14 protein-coding genes are annotated in these 19,181 nt (G+C 61.3%); 5 read left to right on the top strand and 9 right to left on the bottom strand.

Translation table 11 applies throughout. The features are described 5' to 3' along the window. Positions 1–95 precede the first annotated feature (95 nt). Positions 96–1,796, top strand: coding sequence for an adenine deaminase (ade, locus tag RTS12_RS00645; RefSeq protein ID WP_312524669.1), 1,701 nt, complete (start codon positions 96–98; stop codon positions 1,794–1,796). Between the two features lie 27 nt (positions 1,797–1,823). On the opposite strand, the gene RTS12_RS00640 is transcribed toward ade, so the two are convergent. From RTS12_RS00640 to pqqA, 9 genes are all read right to left on the bottom strand, one after another. Continuing rightward, entirely contained in the window at positions 1,824–3,149 is a 1,326-nt protein-coding gene (locus tag RTS12_RS00640) for a hybrid sensor histidine kinase/response regulator (protein WP_312524668.1), read from the bottom strand. Next, the gene (locus RTS12_RS00635) at positions 3,149–4,318 is read right to left on the bottom strand and encodes an FIST N-terminal domain-containing protein (protein ID WP_312524667.1); all 1,170 of its coding nucleotides are present in this window, start codon (positions 4,316–4,318) and stop codon (positions 3,149–3,151) included. Before RTS12_RS00635 ends, RTS12_RS00640 begins: the two co-directional genes overlap by 1 nt. Next, positions 4,315–5,016, bottom strand: coding sequence for a response regulator transcription factor (locus tag RTS12_RS00630; protein ID WP_312524666.1), 702 nt, complete (start codon positions 5,014–5,016; stop codon positions 4,315–4,317). The genes RTS12_RS00635 and RTS12_RS00630 overlap by 4 nt, the downstream gene beginning before the upstream one ends. Before the next feature lie 182 nt (positions 5,017–5,198). Then, positions 5,199–6,083, bottom strand: coding sequence for a quinoprotein dehydrogenase-associated SoxYZ-like carrier (locus tag RTS12_RS00625; protein WP_312524665.1), 885 nt, complete (start codon positions 6,081–6,083; stop codon positions 5,199–5,201). Next, positions 6,080–7,216: a pyrroloquinoline quinone biosynthesis protein PqqE gene (gene pqqE / locus RTS12_RS00620; RefSeq protein ID WP_312524664.1), complete on the bottom strand. Its 1,137-nt coding sequence runs from the start codon at positions 7,214–7,216 to the stop codon at positions 6,080–6,082. Before pqqE ends, RTS12_RS00625 begins: the two co-directional genes overlap by 4 nt. Continuing rightward, positions 7,213–7,557, bottom strand: coding sequence for a pyrroloquinoline quinone biosynthesis peptide chaperone PqqD (gene pqqD, locus RTS12_RS00615; RefSeq protein ID WP_312524663.1), 345 nt, complete (start codon positions 7,555–7,557; stop codon positions 7,213–7,215). The genes pqqE and pqqD overlap by 4 nt, the downstream gene beginning before the upstream one ends. After that, complete coding sequence (pqqC, locus tag RTS12_RS00610) at positions 7,557–8,330, bottom strand: pyrroloquinoline-quinone synthase PqqC (protein WP_312524692.1); 774 nt, start codon at positions 8,328–8,330, stop codon at positions 7,557–7,559. Before pqqC ends, pqqD begins: the two co-directional genes overlap by 1 nt. A 14-nt stretch (positions 8,331–8,344) precedes the next feature. Beyond that, positions 8,345–9,235: a pyrroloquinoline quinone biosynthesis protein PqqB gene (gene pqqB, locus RTS12_RS00605; RefSeq protein WP_312524662.1), complete on the bottom strand. Its 891-nt coding sequence runs from the start codon at positions 9,233–9,235 to the stop codon at positions 8,345–8,347. Between the two features lie 70 nt (positions 9,236–9,305). After that, the gene (pqqA, locus tag RTS12_RS00600) at positions 9,306–9,398 is read right to left on the bottom strand and encodes a pyrroloquinoline quinone precursor peptide PqqA (RefSeq protein WP_312524661.1); all 93 of its coding nucleotides are present in this window, start codon (positions 9,396–9,398) and stop codon (positions 9,306–9,308) included. A gap of 262 nt (positions 9,399–9,660) precedes the next feature. On the opposite strand from pqqA, the gene RTS12_RS00595 reads away from it, so the two are divergent. The 4 genes from RTS12_RS00595 to adh all read left to right on the top strand — a co-directional run bounded on the left by RTS12_RS00595 (position 9,661) and on the right by adh (position 19,136). After that, a complete protein-coding gene (locus tag RTS12_RS00595) occupies positions 9,661–10,722 on the top strand; it encodes a quinoprotein relay system zinc metallohydrolase 2 (RefSeq protein ID WP_312524660.1) in 1,062 nt (353 codons plus the stop codon). 76 nt (positions 10,723–10,798) lie between these two features. Further along, positions 10,799–16,333, top strand: coding sequence for an alpha-2-macroglobulin family protein (locus RTS12_RS00590; RefSeq protein ID WP_312524659.1), 5,535 nt, complete (start codon positions 10,799–10,801; stop codon positions 16,331–16,333). Between the two features lie 271 nt (positions 16,334–16,604). Beyond that, positions 16,605–17,504, top strand: a complete 900-nt coding sequence (locus tag RTS12_RS00585) for a GAF domain-containing protein (protein ID WP_312524691.1) — start codon at positions 16,605–16,607, stop codon at positions 17,502–17,504. 105 nt (positions 17,505–17,609) lie between these two features. Continuing rightward, positions 17,610–19,136 (top strand): aldehyde dehydrogenase, encoded by a 1,527-nt coding sequence (gene adh, locus RTS12_RS00580; RefSeq protein ID WP_312524658.1) that lies wholly within the window; start codon positions 17,610–17,612, stop codon positions 19,134–19,136. Positions 19,137–19,181 lie beyond the last annotated feature (45 nt).

The raw sequence follows: 19,181 nt of genomic DNA, 5'->3' as shown, positions 1-19,181 counted from the left end.
GTGCCTTTTGCGTCAACGCCTGCTAACTGGCCCAACGGGCCTGTCATCGGCATAGGCGGGCCTGTCCAACGACTGCCACGTGAAGGATATTGCGCATGACCGAAGCCCTGAAAACGCGCATTGCACAGGCCCATGGCCGCATCCCCGCCGATCTTGTGCTGAAAGGGGGCCGGGTTTTCGATCTGGTCACCGGCACCCTGCTAGAAGGTGACGTAGCCATCTGCGGCGACCGCATTGTCGGCACCTGCGCGCAATATCAAGGCCTTAGGGAAATCGATGTCAGCGGCCTGATTTTGGTGCCGGGCTTTATCGACACCCATCTTCACGTTGAAAGCAGTCTGGTCACGCCGCATGAATTTGACCGTTGCGTGACACCGCGCGGCATCACCACAGCGATTTGCGACCCGCATGAGATTGCCAATGTCATCGGCACGCCGGGCATTCGCTGGTTTCAGCAGGCCGCGCGCCATCTGCTGATGGATCTGCGCGTGCAGCTGTCCTCTTGCGTGCCGTCAACCGAAATGGAAACCGCCGGTGCCCGCATCGAGGCCGAGGATCTGCGCCCGCTGATGGGCGATCCCTCGGGCATCGGCTTGGCCGAATTCATGAACTATCCCGGTGTGATCCATTGCGATCCGGGGGCGCTTGCCAAACTGGACCTGTTTGCCGACCGCCATATCGACGGCCATTGCCCGCAGGTCACCGGACTGGACCTGAACGCCTATATCGCTGCAGGGATTCGGACCGAGCATGAGGCAACCACCGCCGAGGAGGCGTTGGAAAAGCTGCGCAAAGGCATGCGCGTTCTGATCCGTGAGGGCTCGGTCTCTAAGGATCTGGATGCGCTGCAACCGGTTCTGAATGACGTCACCAGCGCCTATATGTGCCTGTGTACCGATGACCGCAATCCGCTGGATATCGCGGAATACGGCCATCTTGACTATATGATCCGCCACCTGATTGCGCGTGGCACCTCGGCTTTGGCGGCCTATCGCGCGGCCTCGCTTTCGGCAGCCGAGGCCTTTGGGCTTAAGGATCGCGGCCTGATTGCGCCGGGCCTGCGTGCCGATATTGTCGCCATCGACAGCCTTGAAGGATGCCACGCCCAGCTGGTGTTGGCGGGCGGCAAACTGGTTGATGAGGTGGCTTTTGCCGCACGCGCGCCGCATCCCGAAATCGGTCGTCATTCGGTCAAGGCGCCCAAAGTGCAGGCGCAGGATTTTCGCGCCCATGCCAACCGCAGCCAGACCGATGTTATCGGCATCGTCGAAGGCAAGATCATCACCGAACACCTTCATGAACAGATCGAGATCCGTGACGGCGACAAACAACCCGACGCCACCCGCGATCTGATGCGGATCACAGTGATCGAGCGCCACGGAAAAAATGGCAATATTGCCAATGGCTTCGTCAAGGGGTTTGGCCTGAAGGCAGGCGCCATCGCTTCGACCGTCTGCCATGACCACCACAATATCATCGCCGTAGGCGCTGATTATGACGACATGGCCGTGGCGGCCAATCGCCTGAGCGAACTTGAGGGTGGCTTCGTTGTCGTGCGCGACGGTGCGGTTTTGGCCGAGCTGCCTTTGCCCATCGCCGGGCTGATGAGCAACGCCCCCTATGAAGAGGTCCGCGACCGCATGATCGCCCTGCGCGAGGCCGCTAAAAGTCTGGGCGTGGTGCTGGAAGAGCCCTTTTTGCAATTGGGCTTTCTGGCGCTTCCGGTGATCCCGGCGTTAAAAATCACCGATCGCGGCATGGTGGATGTCCGCAAGTTCGAAATCATTCCGGGCTGATCCACAGGCTATTGGCGGCGGCGGGCGCTACGCAAGGATCCGGTGCATCAGCTGTTGCAGCTCTTCGCGCCGGATCGGCTTTTCCAGCAAGGGAACGCCGATCTCATTGCAGGCACGGGTAATTTCGGGCGCGCGCTGCGCCGTGATCATGACCGCGGGCACGTTGAGATTGACCTCTTCGCGCAGCGCGGTGATCGCGGCAAGCCCGGTATCGCCATTGTCCAGATTGTAATCAGCCAGAATTAGATCGGGCGGCTCTTCACCCATCGTGGCCAAGGCTTCGGCGGTGCCACCGGCAAGGCGCGGCACCATGCCCAGCTGATCGCGCAAGATCAGCTCATAGGCACGGCGCATATTCGGGTCATTCTCAACCACCAGAACCACGCGCCCGCGCAACCCGGCAGGGGTCTTTTCGATGATCTCATGCAGACCATTTTCGCCCGGTGCGACGACCGGCAGGCCGATTTTGAAAACCGTGCCACGCCCCTGCTCACTTTCGACGGCTATAGGATGGCCCAGCTTGGCACAGGCGCGGCGCACGATTGACAGACCCAAGCCCATACCCGGCGCGACCCCTTCGCGGCCGACGCGCTGGAATTCGTCGAAGATGCGCCCGCGATCCGAGGCCGGAATCCCGATGCCGCTGTCATGCACCTCCAGCCAGACTTTTTCGGATTCGTGGCGCACGCCAACCAAAACCCTACCAGATTCTGTGTACTTGATGGCATTTGAAACAAGATTTTGTGCTATACGCCGCAAAAACACCGGATCGCTATCGACCACGGCAGAGGTGGGTACAAAGGTCAGCTTCAGACCCTTGGCTTGTGCTACGGGCGTATATTCAACCGCCAGCCTGCGAAACAATTCACGAAGGTGAACCGGCTTGCGATGGAACTCGATCCGCTGGCTGTCGAGGCGCGAAATATCAAGAACGGCATGCATCAGCTCTTCGACGGATTCAAACGCACCCGCCAGACGCCCGGTCAGCTCATTTTGGAATTCATCCAAATTCGTATCGCTCAGCGCCGTCAAAAACAGTCTTGCTGCTGAAAGGGGCTGCAACAGATCGTGGCTGGCAGCACGCAAGAACCGGGTTTTCGAGCGATTGGCCTCTTCTGCTGCGGCGCGGGCGACGGCCAGTTCGCGGTTGCGCACCGATAAATCAGCCAGAACTTTTTCCAGCTCGCGGGTCCGGGCCTCGACCTCTTGTTCCAAGGCGACGGCCGCCTGAAACATCGACCAGGCCGAGCCGCGCATTTCCTCTAGCCGGTCGATGCGCTCGATCAGGACATCGGTGATGCGGGACAGCTTTTCGACCCGCCGTTCGGTACTGTCGGTCTCGCGCAGCAACATCACAGAACTTCCGGGCGCATCAGGGCCATGCCAACGAATGTCTGGTTCACATGCATGCCGTTATACTGCTCGCCATAGGTGTTGAATCCAGCAACGCGAAAGCGGGCGAAAATCTCGGACATGTCGTCCTTCATGCCTGCGCGCTCGATCGCCAGCCGCCGCAAAATGCAGTCAAAGCCCAGCACCATCACGGGCGGGCGGGGCAAGGCTTCAAGGGCTTTGGCAAAGCCTTGGGTCATATCCTCGACCCGGCCCAGGCGCAAAATCGTGCCCGCCTCGATCGAGGACATCAGCTCGAGCCCGCCTTCGGGCGTGACCGAGCGGATGGCGCGGATATGGTTGCGTCTGCCCGTGCGCAAAACCAGCGGGTGGCGCGCGAATTCGGACGGGAAGAGATGGCCCAGACGCAGGCCCGCCAGACGGGCATATTCTTCGGCGGCGGGTTCGGCATTCAGTTCAAGGATGGTGCGGTTCTGGGGATCAGCCGCCGTCACCACCACCTTCTTCTCGGTCGCCGAAAAATGCGAAAAGCTGACTTCGGCGGCGGTAAAGGGGGTTTCGATCAGCAAAAACAGCGCCGAGCCGGGATGTTCCACCCCATTGACCACCTGACAGGTACGGCCAAAGCGCAGCCCATCCGCCGCCGAGCCACCGATGACGGGCACCGCCGGGATCGTCGCCTCGAGTGTGGCGACCAGCACGTCTTCGTGGCGGGCCAGCCCATCGGCCAAAAGGATACCAAAGACCGAATGGCGCTGATCGGCGTCGAAATCCTGACGGAAATTGCGCAAGACCTGCATCCATTCCGACACCGGAATATGTTCCTGATCGCGCAAAACGCAAACCGCGCTGCGAAAGCTGTCCATCGGAAAGCCAAGCGCCGTGACCGTGCCTGCGCAATAGCCCATCGGCCCAATCTCGCCCGCAGATGAGCAGCCCACGATCTGACAGCCTTCGGGCAGCTTTTGCGCCAGCCTGCGCGACAGTTCGGCCAGATTTTCGGCATGAGATGCAAAAAGCAAAACCAGCCCCGGCTTGACCGGGGCAAGGACACGCAAAAGCCCCCCGGCAATATCGGGGTCGCTTAATTCGACAGATGTCGCAACCGGCGCCTGCAGCGCCAGCGCCCGGCCCTGATCAGGCGCGGGCGCAGAGGCCGTCTGGGTCATGCAGGTTCAAACAGCCGCACGGTATTGGCCAACAGCACCGCCTGAGTCCGGCGACGCGCGTTGATCTTGGACATGATGGCCGTGATATGGGTTTTGACCGTAGCTTCGGCGATAGACAGCTCATAGCTGATCTCTTTATTCGCCTTGCCCTGACAGATCAGCCGCAGAATTTTCATCTGTTGCGGCGTCAGGCTGGCAAAACGACGCGCCAATTCGGCACGGGCCTCGCCTTCCTCGGTTGCGGCCTCGGGCTCGTAACCTTCGGGGGTCACGCGCTCGCCTTCCCACATGCGACGCAGGCTGTCGACCAAAGCTTCGCGGCCAAGGGATTTCGAAATATATCCCTGTGCCCCCGCAGCCATTGCCGCACCGATCATCGCACTTTCCAGATCTGCCGAAATCATGGTGATCGGCACATCCGGGATCTGACGGCGCAACGTCACCAGCCCTTCCGAGCCGCGCGCGTCCGGCAAGTTCAGGTCCAGAATAACCGCATCCGGTGCACCCAGCATCCGGATCTGTTCGACTGCGGCGGTCAGGCTGCGTGCAGTGCGCACATTTTTCAGACCAAAGCTGATTTTCAGCGTCAACGCCAAGGCGTCACACATCAGCGGATGATCGTCGATAATCAGAATTTCTCTGACACGATCGGCCGAGGGTCTTACGGCCGAAGATTTCTCAGTTGGTGATTTCGTCATCATCGTTTTTCCTCCCAAAAACGACTTGCGAGCCGGACGAGCCAGCCTGCGTCACCACACTCTAAGGCTCTTGACCTCTCACGCAAGAGGCAAGCGGGGGAAAATTCTTTCCAGCGAATTCACGCTTGTTTCCTGACGGTAAAACTTTTGCGGTTCCGTCTGCGTGAAATCACGGGATTCGCTTAGAAACTTTGATCCCAGACGCGATTATCGGTGTCTTGGGCATGAACCTGGATCGGCCCGGCCGAGGGCTGATAGGCAAAGCGAAAGACCGGATCTTCCGAGATCGAGATCCCCGCATCCATGCCGAACAGCAACTGGCCGTCCTGTTTGACCTCTAGAGTCTGGATGAATTCGGCGGGAATCGTCAGCAACGTGACCTGATCGCGCTGCAATCCTGAAAAGTTCGGATGCCGGATCATCAATGTGCCGATCTCCCGAGCCTGCGTCGCATCGTCTGCCGCATCCGCGGCTGGGGCTTGTGCGGTTTTGACGTCGGATTGGGCAAGCGCGCCATCGGCTTGCCCATCCTCATCCTTGGCCGCCAGATCCGGCACCATATCGGGGGCTGATCGGAACCTCATCTGGCCCATGGTTGAACGCACCTCGTCCATGGATTTGCCAGCAGGCGCGGCACAGCCACCCGACGCTTTGACAAAGCGCCCGGCCATGACCTTGCGCCCATCCTCTAGCGTCGCAATCGCGCGGATATCGGCATAGGCATCGACGCGAACCCGCACTTCAAAGTCCAAAGGCATCAGTGCTTTGCCAAAGGTGAACTCGGCCGCGACCGGGGCGGGGTTATTGTCGATCACAAGGGTCAGCGCCGCAATTGCCGGGGCACCCGCAGGCTGCGTGATATGGACCGGGACAAGCGCGGGGTTATCGGCGCGCTTGGGCGCATCCAGATCGAAAATCGCCGGATCGATCGGAGGCTCCTCATCGGTACCGATAATGCTCGAGCGCAGATCGTCCCAATTGGGCGAGGGCTGCATGGGATTGTCAACGCTTTGTGCCCAGGCAGGTACAGCAGTCAGCATTCCAATCACAAGCAGCGCGCGTATCATGGACGTTCCTCCTTGGGGAAATGTCGATAGGTCAGCTTTGTCTCATCACTTTCCGATGCGGCCTCGGCCATCATTTGCAGCTGGCCGCGCAAGGGGGAACGCGTGCAAACCGGATCGGTTGCCGTTGCATCCCCGGCCAGGGCCATGGCCTGACAGCGGCAGCCGCCAAAATCGATCTCGCGGCGCTCGCAGCCGGCACAGGGTTCCGGCAGCCATGCGGTGCCGCGAAAGGCGTTGAATGCGCTGCCATTGTGCCAGATCTCGGCCAGGGGCAGATCGCGGATATTGTCGAAATCCAAGCCCGGAATGGTCTGAGCGGCATGACAGGGCAAAACCGTGCCATCGGGGGCGATGTTCAAGCCTGTCGAACCCCAGCCGCCCATACAGCTTTTGGGAAATTGGGCATGGTGATCCGGGGGCACATAATCGATCACAAGGCGCCCACGCAGACGGATACGCGCCTCATTGACAATCTTGCGCGCCTCAAGCGATTGCGCCAGCGTCGGCATCAGGCTGTTGCGATTGAGATCTGCCCAGCCATGGAATTGCACGGTCGCCACTTCGATCCGACGCGCACCAAGTTCCTCGGCCATGGCGATCATTTCGGGCAGACGATCAAGGTTCTGGCGGTGGACCACCGCATTCAGGGTCAATGGAAAGCCGATCTCGGCGATCCATTGTGCAACCTGCATTTTGCGGTCAAATCCGCCGCGATAGCCGCCGATCCAATCCGCCATCTGCGCATTCACGCCCTGCAAGGACAGCTGAATGTGGTCAACCCCGGCGCGGTCCAGCTCTTGCAGGCGCGCCTGGGTCAGCCCGATCCCCGAAGTGATCAGATTGACGTAAAGCCCCGCATCGCGCGCCGCCATGGTGATGTCGACCAGATCGCGGCGCGACGCGGGCTCGCCGCCCGAAAGATGCACCTGAAGCACGCCCAGATCTGCGGCTTCGCGAAACACGCGCGCCCATTCCTGCGTGCTCAGCTCGCTTGACGCGCGGGTCAGCTCGACGGGGTTCGAGCAGTAGGGGCAGGCCAAAGGACAGCGATGGGTCAACTCGGCAAGCATGGCCATTGGCAGGCCCGATGTGACCGGATTGCCTTTGATGTCGCGTGCAATATCTTGTTTCATGGCTGCCCCTGCACAAAGATCATGCGCCGTTCGATCAGCCCGGTCAAAAACTCACGGACATCGCCTGCGATCATATCGCGCGGGGCCGCATAAGCAGCGGAGAGATGATCGATCAGCTGGCCCAAATTGCGCGAGCCGTCCAGATTGGACAAGATCGCATCCCCGATCGCGTCCAGCTCAATCGCGCGCTCGGGCGCCAAAAGCACGCGAATTCCGCGCAGCCGATCATCATGCAGCCGCACGCCGCGCGGCAGATAGGGCGTGCAATCCTCGCTCAACCCGGCATCAAATGTCGGCGCGGGGGCCGTTGCAGCGGTCGGGGCGGGTTGGTCGGCGCCCATCAGCCGCGCTTTCCGGCCATCCCCTCGCCCGGACGCCAGGCGCCCGGTGGGATATTGCCTGCAACATAACCGTTCCACAGCGCATCAAGCTGCGCCCATAGCACGTCGGTCTTAAAGGTCAGCGCCGCCGCGGCAGCATCTTGTTTTTCCAGCGTATCGGCGTGATCCAGCACATAGTTCAGCCCGAATTCGACATCCTTGGGCGCCTCGTTCAGGCGCGTGCGGAAATAGGACAGGCTGGTATCATCGGCAAAATCGTAATGCTTGAGCAGGCCTTCGATCCGCTGCGCATGGATTTTGGGGGCAAACATCTCGGTCAGGCTCGAGGCGATGGCATCAAGCAAAGGCATATCGCGCACAAAGCGGACATAGGCATCAACGGCAAAGCGCGTTGCCGGCGCCACGCCGACGCCGCTTGCGACATATTCAGGGTCAAGCCCCACGGCCTCGGCCAGCTTCAGCCAGCGGCGAATACCGCCGCCATCCTCGGTGCCACCGTCGTGATCCTCGATCCGCGAGCGCCAGGCGCGGCGCAGATCCGGGTCCACCACACGCGACATAAAGGCCGCGTCTTTCATCGGAATGCGTGACTGATACTGCCAGCGGTTGATCACCCAGGCGCGCACCTCGTCAGGGCTGCATTCGCCCCCATGCAGGCGCGCATGAAAGGGGTGTTTGTCGTGATAGCGGTCAGCGCCGATCTGGCGCAGGCGCTCGTGGAAATCTGCACGCGACTGCGCCGCTTTGGGCCGAGGCGGATTGGCCTGCGACATCGAAGTTTGCAGCGTCATAATGTAATCTCCATCCCGTCCCGAGCCACGGTCCAGCCTGCGGCTTGCGCCAGCGCGCTTTCGTCGCTGCGCGGGTCGGTCAACGGGTTTGAATTGTTCATATGGACATAAAGTCGACGGCCGATGTCTGCCCCATCAAAGGCATTCAGGCTGCCGCCCTGCCCCGAGACCGGCACATGCCCCATGCGCCGCCCGGTTTTCTGGCCAAGGCCATCGCGGATCATTTCATCATCTGACCAAAGCGTTCCGTCAAACATCAACAGATCCGCACCCTGAACGCGCTGTTGCAGCCATTCAGGCACATCCGCGCAACCGGGGATATAATAGGCGCGCTTGCCATTGGCGCGCATTTCCACGCCCACGGTATTTTCGCCCATCAGTTCGGTCTGAACGCTCTCGCCTTCAAGATAAAGCGGAACCTTGCCCGGAACCGCGAAAAGGCGCAGCTCCAGCCCGGCAAGCGGGACGAAGTCCTGATCCAACGCGACACGCTTTCGCGTCACATGGGCCGGGTTCATGGCAGAAAAAATCGGATTGGCGGCAAGCACATCATGGATCGCAGGCGTCGCGAACAGATCAAAAGCCTGACTTTCGCGCAGCGTCAAAAGCCCTGCGATATGATCGATGTCGCCATTCGTAACCAGCACCGCCCCAAGTGGAGAGCCGCGCAATCCCTGTGGATACAGCTTGGCCTGTGCGCCCAATTGCTGGCGCAGGTCCGGTGAGGCATTGATCAATGCCCAGCTTTGCCCATCCGCACTGACGGCAATGCTGCTTTGGGTCATAGAGGGGATGTCGCCGCGCCGGGCGGCATTGCAATTGCGGCAACCACAATTCCATTGCGGAAGACCACCACCGGCCCCCGCCCCCAGAATCAATACACGCATGTTCAAGGATACCGCTTCAAGCCCCTGCCCGGATTTCGGACAGGGCAATGTCATTTCGCTGTCTGACAGATCAGAACAGTACAGGCTCGTCGTCAGCCGGGGCGTACATGTTGATTTCCATGCCGCAAGCGACTTCTTTCAGAATCGGTTTTGCCCAAGCCATCGGGTTGCTCCTAGGTTAAGTTCTTACATAGACCGCGAAATGCGGAGCTTTAGTCTACGCCTGAGCCGGGTACGGTCAACCCCACTAAAGTTGTAGAACGCGGCGCTTTACACCTAGAAATTGGGTGCGACTGCCCTTACGCGCGGATTTTGCGGCCGCGCGCGGGCCACCACCAGATCTGATTGCCTTTTCAGGCAACTTATACGCCCCGCCCCGCAGCACTTCATTTGCGCGAAAAAGACAAATCCGTTAGAATCAGCGCATGTTTCATCTTGTCATTGCCGCATGCCTTCAATCGTCGCCCGAAATCTGTGCGCCGCGCCTGTTGCCGGCGGCAGATGCAATCACCCAGGAAGATTGCCTGCTGAACGCCGATCAACTGGCGCAGGACTGGTTTGCCCGCCATCCGCGCCTGCTTGCCACCGAGGCTCCGCGCTGCGTTGAAACCAAGGATTTGCCCAGCCTTTCCATGACCGAGGTTGCCGATGGCGTCTTTACCCATATCGGCCAACCTCAGGCGCTTTCCACAGCGAATGCCGGGCGCATTGCCAATCTGTCCTTCATCATCGGCGATACCGTCATCGTCGTCGATGCCGGTGGCAGCCGCGCCGAGGGCGAGGCGCTTTTTGCCGCGATCCGCCAGCGCACCGACCTTCCGATCAGCCATGTGATTCTGACGCATATGCACCCAGACCACATCTATGGCGCCGAGGTCTTTTCCGAAGCCGGGGCCACCATCGTCGCCAATGCCCGGCTGGCTGATGCGGTTCAGGCCCGGCGCGCCAGCTGGCGCAGCTCGATCCCCGCCCAGATCGGCGAACAGGCCTTTTTGGGAACTCAGGTCACTGCGGTCGATCAGGCGATCTCGGCGCCCACCACTATCAGCAGCGGCGGCCATGAGATCGAGCTGCGCCCCGTCGCGACCGCCCATACCGACAATGATCTGACGGCCTATGATCGCCGCTCGGGGGTGTTTTTCACAGGAGATCTGGTCTTTCAGCAGCTGACGCCCGTGATTGATGGATCGCTGGTCGGATGGCTTGACTGGATCGCCGCACCCGCGCCTGATCCTTTGCCCAATGTGATCGTTCCCGGCCACGGCCCTGTGCAATCGGAATGGCAAGACGCCCTTGCCCCCGAGCTGATCTATCTTGAGGCGCTGCGTAAGACGGTGCGCGATTTGATTGATCAGGGCGCGGCTCTTTCTGCCGCCATTCCCCATAGCGTGGCGGCGATGAAGGACAAGTCATCGGGGTGGAATGACTTTGACGACACCACCGCGCGCAATGCCGCAACTGCTTTTTCCGAGCTGGAATGGCAGTGAACCAGTTGTCAGCCGCGCTTTGAGGTGAGACATAGTCTAGTGGGATAGACATAAAATGTGAATGAGTGAGGCTTCAATGGCTGGCAGGTTCGGATTGCTGACGCGCATAGTACTGGCCGGTTGGGTGGGCCTTGCGCCCCTGACCGCCCTTGCCCAAGACAGTGGCGAGGCCAAGCCCGCCGAAGTGCTGCTTTTGCCCGAGCGTCGGATCGAACTGTTAGCCGATCAGGACATGCCGGGCGGCGATTTGGGTCCGATCTTCGACACCTCATTGCAGTCTTGTATTCAGGCCTGTGCCAATAACGTCCAATGTGAGGCGCTGACCTATAACGCATCGGCGCGGGCGTGCTTTCCCAAGGATGGCTCGGGCGGCCCGCCTGTGCCCTTTGCCAATGCCTTGTCAGGACGCATCCTAAGCCCTTCGGCCGCGCAGATCGCGCAAGCCAAGGCACGTGCTGGCGTCGCGGCCTTCATCTCGGAGGACAATCGCCGTGAAGCGGTCGAGATGGCGGCAACCATGGCCGCAATCTATCCGCCTTCGGCCGAGCCGGACCTGGCCAGCGCGGTTGCCCGCGCCGAGGCCATGGGCGATATGGACACCGCAATCCGCCTGAACGGCGCGCTGACCGCCCAAAGTGATCGCGGCTCGGATTGGAGCAATCTGGCGCGCCAGATGCTTTATGCCGCGGATTCGCAAAGCAAATACTCGTCGAACACCATCGTATCGGCGGCGATCAACGGCTATTTGCGGGCCGAGAATGACAATGTGGCCGGCCTGGCATTGCGCTGGCTGGCAGGGGGCTATGAGCGTCAGGGCCGTGGTCCCGGCGCGCTAAAGGCGCTGCAACTGGCCAATCAGCTTTTGCCCAATGACAGTGCCATTCTTGAAGAGCTGCAAAAGTCCGAAGATCGCAATGGTATGCGCGTCACCGATACGCGCACCGATACCAGCGCTGTCTCGCCGCGCTTTTGTGCCGTGCTGTCCCACAAGCTGGATTCGACTGTCAATTACGCAGATTTCATGCGCCTGCCTGCCAAAGACATGGCGGTTACGGCCTCCAACTCAGAGCTTTGCGTCAGCGGACTTGCCTTTGGCCAACAGCTGGAACTGACCCTGCGCGCGGGCCTGCCTGCCCAGGATGGTGACAAGCTGGCCAAGGATGTCACCTTGCGCACCTATATCCGTGACCGCGATCCGGCACTGCGCTTTCCGGGGCGGGCCTATGTGCTGCCCGCAGGTGGCGATCAGGGCCTTAGCGTCGCGACCGTCAACGTCGATCTGATCGATCTGACCTTGGTGCGCATTTCAGACCGCAACCTGCTGCGCACCATGGCCGACGGCATGTTCGCAACCCCGCTCGACAGCTGGGAGGCGGAATATTTCAACAGCGGACAAGCCACTGAAATCTGGCGCGGCAAGGCCGAAACCGCCAAGCCCGCCGGGCGCGACACGCTGAATACCGAAGTGACCACCCGTCTGGCGATCCCCGCCGAGGCAGGCCCGCTTGAGCCGGGTATTTACGTGGTCCAGGCCTCGATTGACGGCAAAAACATTGATGATACCGGGGTCGCAACCCAGTGGTTCGTGATCTCTGACTTTGGGATTTCGACCTATTCGGGCACCGATGGCCTGACCGTCGCGGTCCGCAGCCTTGCCGATACGTCGGCCAAAGCCGGGGCAGAGGTCGCACTGATCTCCTCGGCCAACGAGGTTCTGGCCCGTGCGCCCACCAACGATCAAGGCATTGCCCATTTTGCGCCCGGCCTAACCCGGGGCACCGGCCCCTCGGCCCCTGCGCTGATCACGGTCACGCAATGGCAAGGCGATGGCGCTGAACGGCAGGCCAAGGATATGGCCTTTCTCTCGCTCAATGATTCCGAATTCGATTTGTCGGATCGTGGTGTCGAAGGACAGGCCCCTGCCCCGGCGATTGACGTATTCCTAAGCACAGACCGTGGCGCATATCGTGCAGGTGACACGGTCAACGCGACGTTGACCGCGCGGGATCTGGACACGCTGGCCATCACTGGGCTGCCCCTGACCGCTGTTATGATCCGGCCCGATGGGGTCGAGCAGGCACGAATGGCTGCGCAGGATGCAGGTGCGGGGGGTTATGTCGTCTCATGGCCGCTGCCCGGCAATGCGCCGCGTGGCACCTGGCGGATGGAGATCCGCGCCGAGGCCAATGGCACGGCGCTGGCCAGCGCCCGTATGCTGGTCGAGGACTTCCTGCCCGAGCGCATCGACTTTACCCCGATCCTGCCCACAGAGCCGCTGAAAGCCGGAGACGAACTGCCGATCTCGCTGAAGGCGCGCTGGCTTTTCGGCGCCCCCGCAGCCGAGCTGCCCGTCGAGGGCACATATTGGTCGATGCCCCGCACCACATTGGAGGGTTTCGACAACTACAGCTTTGGCCGCTATGACGACGACAGCCAGCCCACTGCGGAATCGCTCAACAGCGGCGAAACCGATGCCGAGGGCGCATTCGAAACCATGTTCGTCTTGCCCGATGCGACCGCGATGGGTCAACGCCCGGTCGAGATCAAGGTCGTTTTGAACGTGCGCGAAGGTGCGGGTCGCCCGGTCGAGCGTAGCGCGTCGGTTCTGGTCCTTCCCGACCAGCCGATCATCGGCATCCGCCAGATGTTCGACGATCAGACCGTCGCCGAGGGGACCGAGGCACGTTTTTCGCTGATTTCCATCGGAGCCGATAAAAAGCCCGCGCCCGCGCAGGTGAAATGGGTGATGAACCGCGTCGACACCCGCTATGAATGGTATTCCCTTGATGGCCAGTGGCAGTGGGAGGCGACCACAACCCGCGAAAAGGTTGCCGAAGGCACAACCGATGTGACCGACACTCCCGCCGAGATCGCGGGCACCGTCGGCTGGGGCCAGTATGAACTTGTCGCGCAGACCGCCCAAGGCGCCGTCAGCTCGACCCGGTTTTATGCTGGATGGGGTGCCGCAAGCGGTGGCTCGGACACTCCGGACCGGCTGAAGGTCGCGCTAGACAAGCCCGCCTATCGCAGCGGTGAAACCGCGCGCGTTACCGTCGATGCGCTTGCAGATGGCACGGGCATCGTCTCGGTCATGTCCAGCAAGCTGGTCAGCCAGCAAATCGTGGCGCTGAAGGCTGGCGATAATGCGATTGACCTGCCGGTAACCGATGAATGGGGTGCGGGCGTCTATGTCTCGGTCAGCGCCATCCGTCCGATCAACCAGATCCAGCCCGGCGACAGGATGCCTGTGCGCGCCCTTGGCCTGGCCCATGCGGCGGTTGATCCGGGCGCACGCAAACTGCAAGCCAGCCTGATCGTCCCTGCCGAAATCACACCGCGTCAAGAGGTGCAGATTGCACTGAAAGTCGAGGGAGCCGCTGCGGGCGACACGGTCCATGCCACGATCGCCGCAGTCGATCAGGGCATCTTGAACCTGACGGGCTTTACCTCGCCCGATCCGTCCAAGCATTACTTTGGCCAGCGTCGCCTTGGCGTCGGGCTGCGCGATCTTTACGGGCGGTTGATCCTGCCCTCGGGCGCGCCGGACGGCACGTTCCGCGAAGGCGGCGATGCGCAGGTTGCCGGAACCGAGGCGCCTCCGCCCACGGAAAAACTGATGAGCTGGTTTTCGGGCCCCTTGACCGTGGGCGCTGACGGGACCGTCACCGCATCGATCCCGGTGGGTGATTTCAACGGCCAGATCCGCGTCATGGCGGTGGTCTGGTCCGAAAAGGGCGTGGGACAGACGGATGCAACCATCCTGTCGCGCGATCCGGTGGTGATGACCGTCACGGCCCCGGCCTTTTTGGCGCCGGGCGATCATGCTGAAATCGGCCTGCGCCTGACCCATGCCGCTGGCCCTGCGGGCGAGATGCGCATCGGCCTTGCCCAGACCGGCGGCAACGCCACGCTAGAATCCACCCTGCCCAAAGACAGCGTAACCTTGGCCGAAAAAGGCGAGGCCAAGCTGTCAGTGCCCGTTATCGCGGCCGAGCGCACAGGCCTTGTTGAGATGCGCCTGACACTGACGACGCCTGCGGGAACTGAACTGACCAAGGACATCGCCATCTCGGTCGCAATGAACGAGCCCGAGATCCAGCGTCAGGACCGTTTGGCGATTGCGCCCGGCTCTAGCCTTGGGGTTCCGGCTGCCTTGACCGACGGGCTGATGCCGGGTGCCTCGATCTCGATGGCCATTGGCAATTATGGTCGCCTTGATGTGGCGGGCGCGCTGGCACGGTTGCAGCGTTACCCCTATGGCTGCACCGAGCAGATCACCTCGATCGCCATGCCGCTGCTTTATCTGCCGCGCCTTGCGGCCATCGAGGGCGTCGGCACGAACAACCCCAACCCGACCTCGATCGAAGATGCCGTCGCCCTGATCCTGACCCGCCAAAGCAGCAGCGGCGGATTTGGCCTGTGGTCGGCGGATTCGGGCGATCTTTGGCTGGATAGCTACGTCACCGACTTCTTGTCGCGTGCGCGCGCCTTGGGTCATCAGGTGCCCGACAATGCCTTTAAGCAGGCGATCGACAACCTGCGCAACCGCGTCAACTACGCAACCGAGCCCCGCTCGGCCGAGCCCGAAGAAAACGCGGCGCTGGCCTATGCGGTGGCCGTTCTGGCCCGCGAACGCGCCGCTACGATTGGCGATCTGCGCTATTATGCAGATACCACGCCGGATGCGTTCTCGACGCCGATGGCTGCGGCCAATCTGGGCGCGGCACTGGCCTCTTCGGGGGATCAGCTGCGTGCGGATAAGATGTTCCGTCAGGCCTATGCGCTGATCGGTGGTGCTGGCGCCGAAACCCGCCGCTTCCGCAGCGATTACGGCACCTATCTGCGTGATATGGAGGCCGTGCTGGCCCTATCTGCCGAAGCGAAATCCGAGGCAGTGGATCAAAGCCAGCTGACAACCATCGTCGCAGAACGTCTGGCCAAAGCCACCGAGCGGGGACATTCCTTGTCGACGCAGGAATCGGTCTGGGGTGTTCTTGCCGCCGAAGGCCTGTCCAAATCCGATGGCAGCGTGACGCTGAATGGCGTGGCGCTGACCGCGCCGGTGGTTGATCTGCCCGATCCAGCCTCTAGCGCTTTGGCCAATTCGGGCAGCAAACCCGTCGAGGTCACGCTGACCGCAACCGGCCAGCCGATTACCCCGCCCGCTGCCGGTGGCAAAGGCTATGTCATCACGCGCCAGTATTATTCGATGGAGGGGGAAGAAGTTGACCCCTCGCTGGTGCAGCTGGGCACGCGCCTGGTGGTGGTCTTGACCGTGCGTCCCGACAGCGCCGAAGGCGGGCGTCTGATGATCACCGATCCGCTGCCTGCAGGTTTCGAGATCGATAACCCCAACCTGTTGCGTGCGGGCGATATTTCCTCGCTCAGCTGGCTGGATATCTCAGATCCCTCGACCGATATGACCGAATTCCGTCAAGATCGGTTTGCCGCCTCGCTAAGCTGGACCTCGGATAGCGCGTTCCAGATGGCCTATATCCTGCGCGCCGTAACCCCCGGCAGCTTCCGCCACCCGGCGGCCAGCGTCGAGGATATGTACCGCCCCGAATATCGCGCCTGGACGAATGGCGGTCAGGTCGCAATCGTGCCCTGATCGCGCCCAAAGCGCCCCTGAAATCCCGCCGGCCGCAGCAATGTGGCCGGCGTTTTTCGTGGCCCGCCCCGATTTCACGGCCAGCACATCCACGTGACAGGCCAAGGCGATGCAGCTTTGTCTTGCCAGCGCCCGCACCCAGCGTGCTAGGCTAGCCAGATCAACCTTCTGGGAGGATGCCTTGCCCCAGCCCCGTCACGAAGATCGGGTCACAAGCGCATCGCAATCCCCCGCGGCAGTGTCCCGCGTGGCTGCGAGGTGGCGACGCTCGATTGTGAAACATGGACTTGATCCGGCCCCTTCGGCCGGGCGCCGCAGGCTTGACGCCAATCTGACCGCCGAACGCAGCGAAAGAATTGGTGCCTTTCTGTCTGTGGCGGCGCCTCGGCTGGACCAGCTTTACCAGCTGGTCTGCCCGACAGGGTGCAGCGTGCTGTTGACCGATGCCGACGGTATCGTGCTGGATCAACGTATCAGCGACGGCGACAGCAGCGCCTTTCGCGACTGGGGCCTGTGGCGGGGCCATGACTGGTCCGAGGCATCCGAGGGGACCAATGGCATTGGCACCTGTCTGGCCGAAGGGCGTCAGGTCACCATCCACCGCGACGAGCACTTTTATTCACGCAATACCGGCATGACCTGTATGGATGCACCGATCTGGGGCCCCGATGGGCGCGTTCTGGCGGCGCTGGATGTCAGCAACGCCCGCCAGGACCACAATGAGCGTTTGAATGCGCTGATTACCGCACAGGTCGCGCAAACCGCCCGCATGATCGAGGCTGCCTATTTCCGCGCCAGCTTTCCCAATGCGCGCATCATCATCTCGGATGGGGAAACGCCCGAGCAAAATCTGCTGATCGCGGTTGATCGCGACGATCTGATGATCGGGGCCAACCGTGCGGCGCGCCGCGCCTATGGCCTAGAGAAAGAGGGCCTGTTGCGACCCAGACCCGCCTCGGATCTGCTGGGGCGCGATGATGAGCAGACCGGATTTGAACAGGCAGAGCGCGCCACCGTGATCGGTGCCCTTGCCCGCGCACAGGGCAATGTCTCGGCGGCGGCGCGTGCGCTGGGTGTGGGGCGCGCCACGCTTTATCGACGCATGACGCGGCTGGGGATCGCCGGAAACCCCGGTAATTCGGGCAATTCAGGCAAGCTGTCTCAATCCTGAGACACATTCTGCACCGCGGCACGAGCGGACAGATTGACCCAACAGCCCACCAGCACCACGTTTGAACTTAATCCGGCGAGGAGGCCGGTTCCTAGGGAGAATGAAATGCCGAACGATCAGACGCATGACTTCAAAGGGGTGAATGTCTCGCCATTTGCCAAGCGCTATGACAACTTCATTGGCGGCAAATTCGTGCCTCCGCAGTCGGGCAAATATTTCACCAACACCACCCCGATCACCGGCGCCGAGATTGGCGAGATCGCCCGGTCCTCTGCAGCCGATATCGATCTGGCGCTGGATGCCGCCCATGGGGCCAAGGACAGATGGGGTGCGACCTCTGCAACCGAGCGCAGCAATGTGCTGCTGAAAATCGCCGACCGGATGGAGCAGAACCTAGAGCTGCTGGCTGCGGCCGAAACCTGGGACAATGGTAAGCCCATTCGCGAAACCATGGCTGCAGACGTGCCGCTGGCAATCGACCATTTCCGCTATTTCGCGGGGGCATTGCGCGCACAGGAAGGCGCGATCAGCCAGATCGACAACGACACCGTCGCCTATCACTTTCAAGAACCGCTGGGTGTGGTCGGCCAGATCATCCCGTGGAACTTTCCGCTGCTGATGGCATGTTGGAAGCTGGCCCCGGCCCTGGCTGCGGGCAACTGCATTGTCATCAAACCCGCCGAGCAGACCCCGGCCAGCATCATGGTCTGGATCAGCGTCGTCGGTGATCTGCTGCCGCCCGGCGTGCTGAACATCGTCAATGGCTTTGGCCTTGAGGCCGGCAAACCCCTGGCCTCCAGCCCGCGCATCTCGAAGATCGCCTTTACCGGGGAAACCACCACCGGCCGTCTGATCATGCAATATGCGACCGAGAACCTGATCCCGGTCACGCTGGAACTGGGCGGCAAATCCCCCAATATCTTCTTCGAGGATATTGCGCGCGAAGATGATGATTTCTTCGACAAGGCGTTGGAAGGCTTTGCAATGTTCGCCTTGAACCAGGGCGAAGTCTGCACCTGCCCTTCGCGGGTTCTGGTACAGGAATCGATCTATGACCGCTTTATGGAGCGCGCGGTCAAACGGGTGCAGGCAATCAAGCAGGGCGATCCGCGCGACGCGGCAACCATGATTGGCGCACAGGCATCAAGCGAGCAAAAGGAAAAGATCCTGTCCTATTTCGACATTGGTCGCAAAGAGGGTGCGGAAGTGCTGACAGGCGGCAAGGCAGCCGATCTGGGCGGCGATCTGTCGGGTGGCTATTACATCGAGCCGACGATTTTCCGCGGCAACAACAAGATGCGGATTTTCCAAGAGGAAATCTTTGGCCCGGTCGTTTCGGTCACGACCTTCAAGGATCAGGCCGATGCGCTGGAGATCGCCAATGACACGCTTTACGGCCTTGGCGCCGGCGTGTGGTCGCGCGATGCCAATACCTGCTACCGCATGGGTCGCGGCATCAAAGCAGGCCGCGTCTGGACCAATTGCTATCACGCCTATCCTGCCCATGCGGCCTTTGGCGGCTACAAGCAGTCGGGCATCGGTCGTGAAAACCACAAAATGATGCTGGATCATTATCAGCAGACCAAGAACATGCTGGTCAGCTACTCGCCCAAAAAGCTGGGCTTTTTCTAAGCAAAGAAAGCGGCCCCCACGGGGGCCGCTGCCTCTGGCGGGGGT

Origin of the sequence: Paracoccus sp. (in: a-proteobacteria), from assembly GCF_032007265.1 — a bacterium.
Taxonomy (GTDB): Bacteria; Pseudomonadota; Alphaproteobacteria; order Rhodobacterales; family Rhodobacteraceae; genus Paracoccus.
This window is presented reverse-complemented; position numbering and strand designations above follow the sequence as displayed.